This is a genomic window from Bacteroidales bacterium (assembly GCA_013141385.1).
GTDB lineage: Bacteria > Bacteroidota > Bacteroidia > Bacteroidales > Tenuifilaceae > UBA8529.
The window spans coordinates 307,573-323,249 of sequence record JABFRB010000016.1 but is presented as its reverse complement, the minus strand read 5'-3'; the positions used below and the strand labels follow the sequence as shown (position 1 = coordinate 323,249).

Sequence of the window (15,677 nt, the reverse complement as noted above, 5' to 3'; positions counted from 1 at the left end):
GCAACTCAAGTGCTCCAATAACTAAACAATTATTTGAAATAATATTAGTAACAACCAAATTGAAATGAGTTTTATTCTATTAAAACATTTCGTATTTTTAACCGAATTAATAGGTATTGATCTGGGAACACATAATGATATTTAAGAATCACCCAGATTTATTCTTTAAAATTGCACTAAGATGAAGGTAGGGCTTAAAAATATGATCAGAACAAAAATGCTAATTTATGTTCTGGTAACAACCATCTCTGTTCTGTCCGTTGTTGGTGGTTTTGTGGCTTATCGTTTAAATCAAATTGCTTTAAATGATGCGACTTTAATTGCACTGGGTGAAGCCCAAAAAATGGCAAACATTGTAAAGGCCGATCTTGAACTTGACCTAGGGTTTTCTCGATCCTTAGCAAATGCCCTAAATATTTATAATAATTACGATCCTGAGAGGTTAGATTCTATTTTCTATAACATTCTCAAAAAGCAAGTTGTTGAGAATCCACGATACATGAGTGTTTGGTTTACCCTTGAATATTCGTTAATAAAAAAGGGATACGCCCTCAATTATGGGAGAAGATCCTATACGGCATTTAGTAAAAATGGTGTACCAATGGTTGATGTTGAACACAAAAACCTCACAGGAGATATAACTACAAGTAACTATTACGCATCTAAAACATGCAATTGCGAGATGGTTCTAGACCCATATGTTTTTGAAATTGGTGGAGTTGAGTTGTTGGGTGCTTCAGTTAGTGTGCCTGTTAGACGTAATGGTGCGTTTCAGGGCTTGGGTGGGATAGACCTTGATTTAAGTAAATTTCAAAAAATTGTTGATCAATCAAAATTATACAGTAACACCATTGTATCTCTTTTATCGAACAATGGGACAATAGTTGCCCATACCAATATCGATTTTGTAAAAAAAACTCTAAGGGCAATAATGCCTGAAGAAGATGCCGAATATCAAATCTCAGAAAAAATTAAAAGGGGCACTAGGTTTAATTTCTACACTAATGTTGGTGGGGTTAAGCGTCTCAATATTTATGAGCCAATTCAGGTGGGACAAACACCAACACCATGGTCGATTGGATTATCAATTCCTGTCAGCGTTATTATGCATGATGCTCGCTCTTCGATGATTAGCGGGATAATTGTTACCCTATTAGGGCTTATAGTATTAGGTACTGTAATATGGATATTGTCTGGTTCTATAACAGCACCCATTCAAAAAACCACGAACCTTTTACAAAACCTTGCACAAGGAGATATAGATAAAACCAAAAAGGTTTTTGTGAGGAGTGGAGATGAAATAGAGGCGATGGCAAAATCTGTTAGCAAGGTGATTGATGGATTAAACAGTACAGAAAGTTTTGCTCGGGAAATTGGAAAAGGAAACCTTGATGCTAAATTCGAACTTCTTGGTGAAAACGATATTCTGGGAAAATCACTTCTCGAAATGCAAAAAAGCCTTAAACACTCAAATGAAGTTGAAATTGAGCGAAAAAAAGAGGAAGAAAAGCAGAACTGGGCTACAAAAGGTATCGCAATGTTTGGAGATATTCTTCGCCAAAATAACGATAACCTAGCCGAACTCTCATACAATATTATCAAGAATTTAGTTGGGTATACGGGTTCAATCCAGGGAGGAATCTTTGTTCTTAATGATAACGATAAGGACAATCCAACCGTTGATATGACCGCCTGCTATGCTTACGATAGGAGAAAGCACATGCAAAAAAGTATAATTATTGGTGAAGGTCTTGTTGGAAGATGCTTTCTTGAAGGTAAATCGATATTTATGGTTGATATTCCAAAGGATTATATCACCATAACATCTGGCCTTGGTAAAGAAAATCCTCGCTGTCTACTTCTTGTGCCGCTAAAGGTTAACGATGATATTCTGGGAGTTATAGAAATGGCTACCTTTAAGGTATATGAAAAATATCATATTGAATTCATTGAAAAAATTGCAAGTAGCATAGCCTCAACTATATCAAGTGTGCGTATAAATATTCGTACCGCAGAACTCCTTGCCAAGTCGCAACAACAAGCCGAAGAGATGGCTGCGCAGGAGGAGGAAATGCGCCAAAATATGGAAGAGTTACAAGCAACCCAAGAAGAGATGGAGCGCAAACGTCAGGAGCAAGAAGTAATCCAGAATGAGCTTCGTGAAGATAAATCATTGCTTGATACGCTCCTTCATAATTCACCCGATTATATTTATCAAAAAGATATTGATGGAAAATATGTCCATATTAGCAATTCAATGCTTAGTGTTTTTAGTGTATCTAGCCCTTTTGAAGTAATTGGACTTTCCGATTACGATTTAATGGACAGAGAACTAGCCTCAAGAAATTATATGGATGAACAGGATGTTATAAAATCTAAAACTCCAATTATAAATAAAGTCTATATAGAAAAAATGAGCGATAGGGTAGAACATAAAATTGCAGTAACAATCCTCCCCCTTATTGACAATAATGATGAAGTAACAGGAATATTGGGAATTACCAAGGTTTTGACGGATTTGTAGACAGGGTATCTGAGTTGAGACTTACCCTAAAAGTCAATAATGATTACTTACAGGGACTCATGCAAAATAAAAAGTTTAACCCACTGACTTAATTGTTGTACTGCATTAATATAGCAATCACAAATAGTAATAAAAAAAGAAGTTCAGACCAAAAATTGCGCTTACATGTTGTAAAGTAATAAGCAAACTGAAATGAAAGAGGTATTACCGCTATAAATAGTATTTCGTAAGAAATACTAGGGATAAGTATCAATATAGAAATTGAAACCAGATTAAACCAGAAGAAAACGCCATAGTACTTCCTCACATTTATTTTTTGAGTAGGCAGTGTTTTAAGTAGATAAAAACCTGTTACCAGAAATAAAAGCAAACAATAACCGTAAAAAACATAAATTAAAAAACTATCATTATCCTGATTAACAGGGGTGAATAAATTTAAATTTAGCGTTTTGAATGAAATAGACAAATCACTATTGATAATATAGTGATAGAAAAAAAAGAAAAACCAAGGTGTAATAACCCCAAAAAGAGCAGCAAACCATTCTCTAATATTGAAGGTTCGGATTGACATTATTGCGAGGAATAATACAATAATGTACAAAATTGAAGGAGCATAGAATAATGAAGCAATTGCAATATAAAATCCTGCTTTAAATATATTATCTAATGCATTTTCTTTATGGTAAATTGAGAAAATATGATCGAATGCAAATACAAAAAATAAAGCAGAAAAAATTACAGGATTAACCCTTTGAAGGGCTATAAAGCATGATGTTAATAAGATATAAAAAAATGCTGGAAGATAGGTTCGTTGTTTAATTACTATATGCTTTGAGTTAATTTGGAGGAGATAAAATGCGGTAAAAAGCGTTATAGTGAAAGTAATCAACTTTCCATAAAGAATATTTTCTGAAATCCAGCCTGTAATTAGCCCATAGAAGGGCATTTTAATGCTATCAAAGTAGAAAGGTGCGATTTGTTCAGAAAAAAAATTTCTAGCCCATAATAGAATGGCAATCAGTATCAATACAATGATTACTTGAGGAAGTGTCTGCCTGAAAAATTTTAGAATCATTTTAGTGTTTGAAATGTTTTAGATCATTCCCAATATCTTTTCTGAAATATTTCCCTTCAAAGTTCACTATGTTTGCAACCTTATAGGATTTCGCAAGAGATTCGTCCATTGTAGCACTCAATGCTGTTAGAGCAAGCACCCTTCCTCCTGCAGTAACTATCGAATTTCCAACCCTTTTTGTGCCCGAGTGAAATATTACTACATCGGAGAAATCTGCCAAACCATTTATTACTTTTCCTTTCTCATACTCTTCAGGATATCCACCAGAAACCATGATTACTGTTGAAGCAACTTGGTTACTTATAATTAGTTTATAATCGGAAAGTTTACGTTCACCTGCTAAAACGAACATCTCTGCTAAATCGCTTTCAATCCGAGGGATAACAACTTCGGTTTCAGGATCCCCCATTCTAACATTGTACTCAATTACAAAAGGATTTCCTTCAACGTTCATTAATCCAATAAAAATAATGCCTTTATAATCTATACTATCCTTGATTAACCCATTAATAGTTGGAGATATAATTTGGTTCTCAACCTTCCTCATAAAATCGGGATTGGCGAAAGGAACTGGTGATATAGCACCCATACCTCCTGTATTTAAGCCTGTATCTCCATCGCCAATGCGTTTATAGTCTTTAGCTTCGGGTAAAATTACATACGATTTACCATCCGTTAATACAAACACTGAAAGTTCTATTCCCTTTAGGAACTCTTCAATAACCACCTTTTTACTTGCCTCTCCAAACTTACCACTAAAAAATTCCTGTATGCATTTTTCTGCATCCTCTATTTCGGCACTGATAACAACACCTTTTCCAGCAGCAAGTCCATCTGCCTTTATCACATAAGGTGGTTTTAATTCGGATAAAAACTGTTTTGCTTCTTGAAATTGATTAGAAATAAATGTCTTATAACGCGCAGTCGGTATCGAATGGCGAGTCATAAATGCTTTGGCAAAATCTTTGCTGCCCTCAAGCATTGCTCCATTTTTCGTTGGGCCTATTATTTTTACCTGATTTACCCTTGGATCAATATTAAAACTATCATGAATTCCTCTAACCAGAGGTTCTTCCGGGCCAACAAAAACGATATCTATTTTGTGATCAATACACGCCTGTTTTACGGACTCAAAATTGAGAATATCAATATCTAAATTAGTTCCAACATTTGCAGTGCCTGGATTACCTGGTGCTATATATAGTTTTTTAAGAATAGGACTTTGTGATAATTTCCATGCTATTGCATGTTCACGACCACCAGAACCGAGTACAAGGAAATTCATAAGTATGTTTTTCAAGCGTAAAAATAAGTGAAACGATTATCATTACAAAAGAAAAGGAGATTCTTAACTGAATCCCCTTTAAATACAGATTTTGTATTTGATCTCACATAGTACCAAGAGTTAAAATGCTCTTACAGCGCGAACATTTTGAATAGAATTTTTCAAACTTGTTCCTGAAACGCCTCCGCTAAAATTTAACCGATAAGAATAATTGATATTATATTCACTCGAACTCCAATAAATAGTGGTGCCAAAAGATCCTTTACCAGCAAGATAAAGATTGGTATACATTAATCCCAGTTCATCCTTTGATGGTAAAAACCAATCACTATAGCCATTTAAATTTAGGTTAGCGCAGATCTCTGCCGCTATGCCAATAGTTGTACAACCAGCAATTATGTCCATAGTATTTTGATTTCCAGTTCCAACTGCCGTACCATCAGCACCAGAAATTACTGATGGGTAACAACCCCAGTCTGCACTTACCTGATCGCTCGGTGCAGCTATAAGTCCATGTAGACCTGTAGCATCCAGATAGAAAATTAAACCACCTTCCCATGTGATGCCTGTGCCCAGTAAAGTAAAAGTCATATCATCGCCATAGGTTATACCAAAGGCGTTTTCCGCTTTTACCCTAAAATGGTAAGTTGTTCCGGCTACAAGACCGCTAACGCTGCAATTTACATTTGTGTTTGAACTCCCATTAATAGGACTTTGAGTTGCAGTTGCAGCACTTCCGTAACTGAGCGTTGTTCCATACTGAAAAGTCACTGTTGTGGGTAGTTTATTCGGATTTACAACTCCGTTAAGTATTGCTGAAGGAAGACTAAATGTTGCAAGTTGTGTTGAAGCGGTTGGTGCGGTATAAGTATATTGCCATTCAGGAATTCCAGATGCATTCATCGTTAAGACTTGTCCTGTAGTACCTTTAGGTACTGCTGTCCAACTTGTGCCATTAAAATAAAGCATATCGCCATTTATAGGAGTAGCAAGAGTAACATCATCAGTTTTATCTGTATCCCAGTTTGTGAAGGTTACAGTATTACCACCTGCGCCTGATATTGAAAGTTGATTAGTATTAAGCGTTAATGATTGGTTTTCAGTTGTTAAGAAATTAGGAGTCCAATTCTCCCATTTACTTGAAGCATTGTTATATTTAAGAAGTTGATTGTTGGACGGGGAGGATAGGTTAAAAGGATTATTTGTTAGTTCACTCCAATCAGGTATGTATGATATTGATTTGTATAAACCAGCATGGTTTCCCCATCCATAGGCAGTATTCCAATTAGAAATATTTGTTGAGGAGATACCATTAGCAGCAGAAGCACCAAAAACAGGATCAACCTCTGTGAAACTAGTCAAATAACCCGAACTAGCGTGATTTCCCCATCCGTAAGCAGTATTCCAATTAGAAATATTTGTTAAAGTGATACCATTAGCGGCAGAAGCACCAAAAACGGGATCAACCTCTGTAAAACTGGTTAAATAGCCCGCAGTTGCATGATTTCCCCATCCATAAGCAGTATTCCAATTAGTAATATTTGATGCGGTAATGTTTTTGGCGACAGATGCTCCAAAAATTGGATCCGTCTCACTAAAACTAGTTAGATAGCCAGCAGATGCATGGTTCCCCCAGTTATAGGAGGCATTCCAATTGAAAATATTTGTTGAGGAGATACCATTGGCCGCAGAAGCACCAAAAACGGGATCAGCTTCTGTAAAATTGGTCAAGTAGCCTGCATTAACATGATTTCCCCAATTGTACGCAGTATTCCAATTAGATAAATTTGTTAATGTAATTCCATTCGCCGGATGAGCCAAGAAAACAGGATCGGTTTCGGAATAGGTTTCTGCTTCCTTAGCATGAAGAGCAAAGGGTACACTCAATAACTGGCTAGTCCCTATTACTGTTCCATCGACTGAAATTTTTATGAAGAAAGGAGCATTCGACCAATTGATTGTGGAAAAACTTGAAGGATTTATTGAGCCAATTTGAAGAGTGACCAATCCATATTCGTTTGTGGAAGTGGCATGTGTCTCATTATACACTACTGCACCACTGGTAGAACCCTGAAGAATTTCGATTGCTATTGTAACGTTTGTATTCGCTTTAACATTACCATTCGCATCGCGAATTATTGCCTGATAATTAAAAAAACCAAAATCTTGAGCTGATATATTGTATGAGGCAATAATGACAAATAAGATAGAAATAAATCGTTTCATAGAACTTATTAATTGTGTTTATATCACTAAAATTAGTCTATAAATAAGAGTTTTTACAAATATTAAAGTGTCTTTTTTATGAATGACATATATCAAGTGACAAATCTTGTTATTTAATAACTTTCTTAAAATATGAAACTTACCTCTATGGTCTATTCCCTTTCATTAAGTTCTAAATAGATTCCATTAGCAAGTTATACAGTAATTAAAGAATAAATCTATAAGACCTTTTGCTCCAGATAGATTTAATATGAAACATCGAATAAGTTCACTGAGCTATTTACAATGAGGCAGTATTGGAATAATAGTATAACCTATTTAAAGTAGGCAAAACATCTTTACATTGACCAGTGTATATCGATAATTGAACCTTAATGTACTCTGAAAAATTTTAACTAAAATCAGTAGATGGTGTAGTTTGAACATGCCCTAAACCAAAAAAACCAATCTCTTTCCCCGATAATAACCGGGGTTTACTCCAAACCTTTTTTATTTGTGTGGATTTGATACCTTCTATCTTCATTTTTTAAATTAATGAATGAATACTTTTTCAGTTTTTATATTCTGTGTATTTAGAACCTTTACTATATAGAAACCTGTTTTAAAATTACAGTTTATTACTTCATTTAGAGATTTTGTAAAACCAGAATAATTTAATCTACCAAGCATATCATAGATTTTAATTTCAGAGTTGGATTGACAATTAATAATATATATCTGATTTTCATTAGAATAAATAAAAATTCCTTTTAAGCCCTCAGGATCTACCCCTGTAATTGGATTGACCGTAACAGTTACAGGACCAGCAATTGAATAGCACCCAGTATTAATATCTGTTCCTTTTAAATAGTAATTACCTGCTATTGCTATTTGAGGTGTTGAATAAGGCGATACTGCGGCAGCATCTAACCAATAAGTATAATCCAACCCTTCGGTTGAACCGAATGTGATTTCAGGAACAGTTAAGTCAACCGTTGCTGGAGATATAACTGCTGCTGGGTTTGTTGTAATTACTGTTGGGGAGATATTTACAGTTGCAACAACAGGGCCAGAAACAGCATAGCAGCCATTGGAATCAATTGCCTTTATGTAATAGACGCCATTTGTAGCAGAGACTGGGGTATTGTAGTTTATAGTAGCATCGGAATCTGTCCAATATGTAAAAGTTAGCCCACTCGATGAACCTGATGTTATCTCGGGTTTAGTTAAATCAATTGTCACAGGAGAGCAAACTGCATCTGGAAAAGTTGCAACAAGGGTTGGTGGGTTGTTAATGGTTACTTGAATAGGGCCAGATATCGTAGAGCACCCATCAGAAGCCGTTCCCTTTATAAAGTAACTACCATTTGTAGCAGAGGCTGGTGTACTGTAGCTTATCGTTGCTTTGGAGTCTGTCCAGTAAGTAAGAGTCAACCCTGCCGAAGAACCTAATGTTATTTCGGGCTTAGTTAAATCAATTCTCATGGGTGAGCAAACTGCATTTGGAGAAGTTGCAACAACCGTTGGTGGTGTTTTAATAGTTACTTGAATAGGTGCAGAAATAGTTGAGCATCCATAAGGATCTGTTCCCTTTATGTAATAGTTACCACTTGTAGCAGCGGTAGGGGTACTGTAGTTTATTGTTGCATTTGAATCTGTCCAATATGTAAAAGATAGTCCTGCCGAAGAACCTGATGTTATCTCAGGCTTTGTTAGATCAACTGTCATTGGCGCGCAAACAGCATTTGGAGAAGTTGCAACAAGTGTTGGCGGGTTATTTGTTAGAACAATAGGAGCCGATATAGAATATGAACCGTTTGCCGCAGTTCCTTTGATATAGTAAGTACCTGCAACCGCATTTACTGGAGTAGAGTATGGCTGGGTTGCGTTAGAGTCAAGCCAATAGGAATAAGTTAAACCGTTATCAGATCCTTGAGTAATAGAAGATGCTGTAAGATCTACTGTTTGTGATGAACAAGAAGAGACTGAATTATTAACAATAACTTTAGGTGCAAGTAGTACATGAAGTTTAAAGCGAGTTCCAATACTATCTTTAAGTGTAGTGGATGTGAATGTAAAGGTTGGATTCTGTTTCAGATCCTGCGTAATATTATCCTTTGTATCCTCAAGAAAATAGTTATATTTTGATGATGCTTTACTAAAATCAGCCTCAAATCTAAACGTTTTGGTTGGGTATGTATTAAAAAGCCCTATTGGGAATATTTTTTCGCCAGAAATTGGTTTTATAGACTGAATTACAGTCTTGTATAGTTCCGGTGTAAAGGAGTAAAGTGCTGCTCTCGATGTATCATCCTCAAACCGTTTGAAGGAGTCCCATTTGTCATAGGCATCATAGGCATAATCTGCCTGAACAATTATTAACTGATCTCTTAAACTCTTAGTGTACATGAAAAGGCTGAAAATTTCCTTATTAGGAATAGTTTTTGTTTTGGGTTTACTTTTATAAAAAGCATTTGTACCTCCCCATACATGACCTCTTGCATCAGCAGTAATGGTAAGAGTTGCGCTACCACTAGTTCCTGTTGCCCTAACCCAGAAGGCTTGCATTGGCGGAATTTTGCCATCAACGTTTGTTCCATTATTAGCTGTCCCAACGCCCGATCCTTGTTGGTAAGTATCAGTACACATTGAACCAGAAGTAGTAGAGGTTCTATAGTACATGGTATTATCAATATCCGCAGGTAGCGTTATTAAATCCCAATCTATGACCGCAGGGTAAGGATTACCAACCATATACCACCAAGTGTTTGAAGGAGATGGGCATGGCAAACTAACTGAATAGGAAACCTGATCGTTGGGGAATCCCGTTACTGTGAATGTTTGAGATGTTGCAGATCGAATACCATAAGCATTCATTGTCAGCAAGGCAGTTGAAACATCACTAATTCTTGCCCAGCCCCTAGCAGGTGTAGGGCCAAAATTGTAGTGGCTAAAAGGATTGACCCCATTAGCAGGACTTCCTTCAGGACTAAATAAACCACTAGTGGCCTCATAAGTTGACGGTGAAAAGTAGTAGGATCTGCCGCCTAACTTACTAATATCCCCCCCTCTAGAAGTGTATCTAAATTCTGAGGAAATTAATCCCATTACTCCGTTGGCAGGGTTGTTAATAAATGTTCCCATAATTGGCCTAAAGGAAGTTGTACTGGTTTTAAGCAGTAATGGGTTACCCGAACCAAGATTATGATCCCCGAAAGTTGCAACACCATTTGATGTTAGCCCAATACCGGGAGGAACTATAAGTTGTGTTAAACCAATAGCTGTTACATCGTTACATGTAATTGAGTTACTTAATGATAATGTTGAAGAATTATCAACTAAAAGATTATTAATAATTGAGGGTAACTGGTTTCCTGTTATCTGAGTCCCAGAATAATTAAATACATAGTCAGCAATACCAAATAAAGATGATCCTCCGCTTGTAGCATTTGTGCCATCAAGACCGTTTGGGTGAGCCGTTATAAAAGTTGAATAATCTTCAACATTAAAGTTTCCTGTACCATCAATTGAGACTCCTCTAGCGTCAAAAGAAGTTCCGATCTTTACATGAAGAATTCCATTAACAGTAAGATAGTTATTTGTTAAGGTTAATATAGAACCATTATCAACTGTTAAGTTATTCAATGTAATGGGAAGTTTAGTTCCTGTTACCTGTGTTGAGGCTGCATTAAACACATAATTTGCAGTAGGATCATAGATTGAAGCCCCAGTTGTTGCGTTAACTCCATCTAAACCATTTGGATGAGCAGTAACAATGGTAGCATTCGGTTCTAAAATAAAACTTCCTGTTCCATCTATCGAAAAACCTTGTGCATCAAGTATTGCACTTGTTTTTACAGTAACAGTGCCATTAATTGTTCTATTATCATGTAAAGTTACACCCATAGGGTTGTCAACAGTAAAGTTATATGGACTATTAACAGAAGGAAAGGTAAGAGAGGAAGTTGTTTGAGCGGAAGCTCCCTGGTAGTATAATTCTCCAGAACTACCATAGGTAATTACCACACCTGCATCAGCATATATGTCGCTAGGAATTATTTTTAATATTCCGTTTACTGTAATGTCGTTTTTTAAATTTATACTGTTTGTATTGTTTACAGTTAAATGATATAAACTTGATGAAACTGCTTGTGATATTTCAGCCCCAGTATTAATTTTACCAATCGATCCTTCCAAATCATATTGTAATGTTGACCCAGCAGCATATGTAAAATTATTCGTTGGATTAGATAAAACAACATTGGTATTTGTTAGTCTTTTCATAACCAAAACTCCTGCGGAGTTGATGTTTATTGTACCGTTAAGCCTTGCTCCCTGTATTATCAGTGTTCCATCAATGTTAATTGTACCACAATATGTTGTTGTTAATGTTGTTCTTGTACCCATACTGCCAGTTACAATTAAATACGCACCTGATGCAATTGTAACAGTACCGGAACCGTCTGTACCATCCCCATCAATTCGCAAATCTCTTGCAGCAACAGTTGTTCCTACAGTAAAAGTTCCAGCTGTTACGATTAGTTCTCCCATCTTTACATGGGTTGAAGCAGTTCCTATTGCTCCGACGTTAAGAGCAATCTCACACCTCCAATTCCAAGCACTTGTATGAGAAGCAGACCAGTTTGCTCCAAACAAAGCCCTTGATCCACCCACAAATTTTAATTCACCAGAAGTTCCAGTAGTAATGATAACATTATTGATAAATGAACTGCTTGGGCCATTTAATGTTCCATTTACGGATAATGTATAATCCCCGATTGCTAGGCGAGTGCCTGTGGTTCCTAGTAAAGTCAAATTATTGCAAGCAGCATTTGCTGTTAATGTTACTGTCCAAGATAAAGGTACGGTAACATTATCACCTGATCCAGGAAATGTAGTACCACCAGCAGCCCAAGTTAATGGGTCGCTCCATGATCCTGATTTCACTGCTGAGTAAGTTGCTCCAAAAGTAACCTCATTACTAAGCATCATAATCAAAAGCAGGACAAGGCTAAGAATGAATTTTCTTTTCATCAGGATCTTTATATGCATATTTGTTTTCATACCGTTTAAAATTCGCAAATGCCCAACTGTCTCTTTATGTTTTACGTTGCTAAAATCAATGAGTTACAAAATAGGTAACGCCAAACCCTACTTTGACCTACAAAGGTACTACAATATCAGTTAATTGGTTATAGTATAGCATATATTCATCTACAAAAAGCGTGCTATCGTAAAAAAGTTATTTTTTAAAACCTAATTTTCTTTGTAAAAGTGATAAACAGTATAATTGTAGATTTGTTTAGATTGGCGCAAGTTGCAAGTTGTTGGAATGTGGGCATCAGTTGTCTGTTATTACTAGAAACAGCAACAAGTAACTTATTTTAAAAAACTATCTTTGTCAAAAATTAATTTAATGATTATCATTGATTACCAATCTATCATTCAGCGTAGCAATAAGTTAGTCTCTAGTAATATGGATGGGGAAACTGTAATGATGAGCATTGAGAATGGCGAGTATTTTGGCTTAAATTCCGTGGGTAGTAGGATGTGGGAGCTCATTGAAAATCCTATTAAGGTCAATACACTTATTGAATTACTCCTCGATGAGTTTGATGTTAGCCGTGAGCAATGCGAAGCGGAGACTATGGAGTTTCTTAACCATCTTCTTGATAAAAAGCTACTAACTATCATACCCGCTAAGTAAATATTATATGCCTGGGTTAATTTCTCGATTTTTTAAACTAGATCGTTTTGAACGAAACTTGTTCCTTTTGACCTTTACAAAAACAGCATTTATTAACTTGCTTATAATTTGTGTTCCTCGACGAATCATTCTGAGAAAAATAGGCGTTTTAGGGGTGGAGTCTATTTCAGAGATTCCTGAAGAAAACCGAATAATTGTTCTGAAAGTAGCAAAATCAATTCGACGTGCTGTTCGATACTCTCCATGGAAAACATCCTGCTTTGCAAAAGGAATATCAGCAAAAAACGTACTTAAACGTAAAGGAATAAAATCAACATTGTACCTTGGTGTTGGTAAAGATGGTTTGAACAAGCTAACGGCTCATGCATGGTTACGTTGTGGTTCTGTAATAGTCACAGGAAAAGAGGAGATGCATCGATTTACCGTAGTAGCATTTTTCACTTGAAGTAAAATTGTGAAGTATATCGCATTTTGCGATAATCGAACAAAACTTACTAGCGGAAAATTCTATTCACAGCTAATTTATTCTTGAAAAAATAGCTTAGCTGCCATTTGAGGCTGAATTGTTTCTTTTCTCCTCAACCTCCTCAATCCATTTCTTGGCCTCTATTAGAGTATTGGCATCTAGCCAATGCCCGCCCTTAAAAGGTTTAAAAGTAACATTGAATTGGTAATCTTTTAGTAAATATTTTGCTTGTTGCGCCTTTTCAAAATTTACCTTAGGATCATTCCAACCATGGCCAATAAAAATAGGTAAATTTTTGGAAGCAGTGCTCAATGCCATTGGACTTACGAGTTCTTTAGGATTGGCAGCTCCAAAGCAAATAATACCTGATATCTTATTCGAAGCATTAATTCCTGTCATATAGGCCAACCCTCCGCCCTGAGAGTGTCCAAGTAAGTATACCCCCGAAATTTTGTAGTGGCATTTAATCTCATCAATAACATTAAGGATATAATCTATTGCCATTGGATCTGCCCTATTCCATAAATCTTTGTTTTTAGTAAGATAAAACCAGCTGTATGATGGACTATTTATTTCCAGTAGTTTTTCTGGATATGGCCCTTGAGGAGCAGCAACAAAAAAATTTGTTGCACCCATCTTGTCTCTAACGGACATATACGATTCTGCATACGATCCATATCCATGAAGAAGAATCAACAATGGGTATGTTTTGGTGGAGTCATAACTATCGGGTCGTCTTAAACGACCACGTATTAAAACTTTACACTCAGCGTAAAATGGCTCACCCCTTTCCTTTCTATAACCCTCAGCTTGATCATAAGTGGATTTGAAAACGAGATTATTCTTAACATTAGTCCAAACAGAATCTGAAAGCAGGCCTGAAATATCATTTAAACCAGCATCTAAAGCATGGTTTAAGGCTTTTGCAGCAAGTTCTGGTTTTTTAAGAAGTGCATAGCAACTTGCCAAATTGTAAAGTGTTGTAACGTCGGATGGTTTATAATGTAATATTTCAATATATTTTTTTGCGGCATCCTTATAGCTCTTTTTTTCGAATGCAAATTTTGCATCCTGACTTAATGTTAAAAGATCAACATCAAGAAAATCAAGTTCGTCGGTTGAGGAGGGAAGTGGCGGCTCAAAATCCGTTTTTGCTGCTGTTATTAAAAGATAAATAATCGAATACCCTATTAACAAGATGCTAGTAGAGAAAATATACAACTTTCGGTTGTGGAAAAGGAATTTGAGTTTTTTCATGATATAATGCTTTTAAACTATACCCCAACAAAACATGAACAGGTAGTTGATAATAGCTATGACCAAATTAGGACTAATTATTGTCAATTACCAAAGCGTATGATGCTTTTGCTACTTCTCTACAATAATCAAAATTACAGTTTGATGAAATATCATCAGTTGTGTGATAAGTATTATCAGTTGCTGAACTCATAAAAAAAAGTGCTTGATAACCATATCTGAAAAAGGAATAGCTATCACTTCGATTATAATCCGTATTGTTATTTATTGTTTTTAAGCTAGTATAAAGTGAGCATAGTTTTTCGGCCTTTAAACGAAGTTGCATAGAATTCTCATAATCTACTATATTTATAGTCCATAGAGAAGGATCGCTTCCAGGCCAATGAGCCACCATATCAAAGTTAAGCATCATTTCTATATTTGTTTGGGAGCTTGCGACTTTAGCCGAAAAATCCAAACTTCCATACAATCCAAGTTCCTCTGCTGCAAAAGCAACAAACTGAATTGAGTTTTTTGGTATGAAAGCCTGTTTGTGGATTAAACGTGCAATTTCAAAAATAACAGCAACTCCACTGGCATTATCGTTTGCCCCAAGTGTTAAATTAAATTGATCTACATTTTTAGTATAACAATCATAATGAGCACCTAGGATACAAAAGTCATTTGGTGTTGAACCTCCATCCAGTGTAGCAATCACATTATATTGCCAAGTTTGGTATACTATATTATTAAACGATCGAGTGTTACTGAATGAATCAATTTTAGTATTTGGGTATCCAATTTGAATAAATTTATTTTGGATATTCTTTGCAACTAGCCTTCTATTATTGGCTAACATAAACCGGGTTTGCATATTTTGAAGCCATTCCACAGAATTTCTGAGGCTATCGGAGTTCACCTCTTCTACAAATTCTGAGATAAGAGGATTCGGTTTTTCAATATTATCATCTTCTTTACTACAACCAATCATGAAAAAAATTAAAATTGCGATTAGTGAAGAAAAACGAATTGTTAGGAGTTCTTTAACAGGTCTGTTTTTTTTAGGTTTCATGAACCCTGAAAGGCTTTGCGACGCTAATTGCATCTTGAATAAACCTTTGCTGATGTTGTAAAATTTATTTTTCATAGCTATTCCAGATATCAATTTTTAATAATTGA

9 protein-coding genes are annotated in these 15,677 nt (G+C 35.8%); 3 read left to right on the top strand and 6 right to left on the bottom strand.

The window, feature by feature from the left end; genetic code table 11:
* The first annotated feature begins 181 nt into the window (after positions 1-181).
* On the top strand, positions 182-2,524 hold the full coding sequence (locus HOO91_09855) for a GAF domain-containing protein (protein ID NOU17849.1): 2,343 nt from the start codon (positions 182-184) through the stop codon (positions 2,522-2,524).
* 88 nt (positions 2,525-2,612) lie between these two features.
* Here the strand turns inward: HOO91_09855 and HOO91_09850 are convergent, their stop codons facing one another.
* From HOO91_09850 to HOO91_09835, 4 genes are all read right to left on the bottom strand, one after another.
* Positions 2,613-3,599 (bottom strand): hypothetical protein, encoded by a 987-nt coding sequence (locus HOO91_09850; GenBank protein ID NOU17848.1) that lies wholly within the window; start codon positions 3,597-3,599, stop codon positions 2,613-2,615.
* A gap of 1 nt (position 3,600) precedes the next feature.
* Positions 3,601-4,884, bottom strand: coding sequence for a phosphoribosylamine--glycine ligase (gene purD / locus HOO91_09845; protein NOU17847.1), 1,284 nt, complete (start codon positions 4,882-4,884; stop codon positions 3,601-3,603).
* 120 nt (positions 4,885-5,004) lie between these two features.
* On the bottom strand, positions 5,005-7,110 hold the full coding sequence (locus HOO91_09840; GenBank protein NOU17846.1) for a hypothetical protein: 2,106 nt from the start codon (positions 7,108-7,110) through the stop codon (positions 5,005-5,007).
* 531 nt (positions 7,111-7,641) lie between these two features.
* A complete protein-coding gene (locus tag HOO91_09835; protein NOU17845.1) occupies positions 7,642-12,123 on the bottom strand; it encodes a T9SS type A sorting domain-containing protein in 4,482 nt (1,493 codons plus the stop codon).
* A gap of 382 nt (positions 12,124-12,505) precedes the next feature.
* On the opposite strand from HOO91_09835, the gene HOO91_09830 reads away from it, so the two are divergent.
* Positions 12,506-12,796 carry a lasso peptide biosynthesis PqqD family chaperone gene (locus HOO91_09830; GenBank protein NOU17844.1) on the top strand — a complete coding sequence of 97 codons (291 nt, stop codon included), beginning with the start codon at positions 12,506-12,508 and terminating at the stop codon, positions 12,794-12,796.
* Positions 12,797-12,803: 7 nt separating this feature from the next.
* A complete protein-coding gene (locus HOO91_09825; GenBank protein ID NOU17843.1) occupies positions 12,804-13,241 on the top strand; it encodes a lasso peptide biosynthesis B2 protein in 438 nt (145 codons plus the stop codon).
* Between the two features lie 96 nt (positions 13,242-13,337).
* On the opposite strand, the gene HOO91_09820 is transcribed toward HOO91_09825, so the two are convergent.
* Together HOO91_09820 and HOO91_09815 are read right to left on the bottom strand one after the other, a co-directional pair.
* On the bottom strand, positions 13,338-14,519 hold the full coding sequence (locus HOO91_09820) for a hypothetical protein (GenBank protein ID NOU17842.1): 1,182 nt from the start codon (positions 14,517-14,519) through the stop codon (positions 13,338-13,340).
* 73 nt (positions 14,520-14,592) lie between these two features.
* Positions 14,593-15,645: a M28 family peptidase gene (locus tag HOO91_09815; protein NOU17841.1), complete on the bottom strand. Its 1,053-nt coding sequence runs from the start codon at positions 15,643-15,645 to the stop codon at positions 14,593-14,595.
* Positions 15,646-15,677 lie beyond the last annotated feature (32 nt).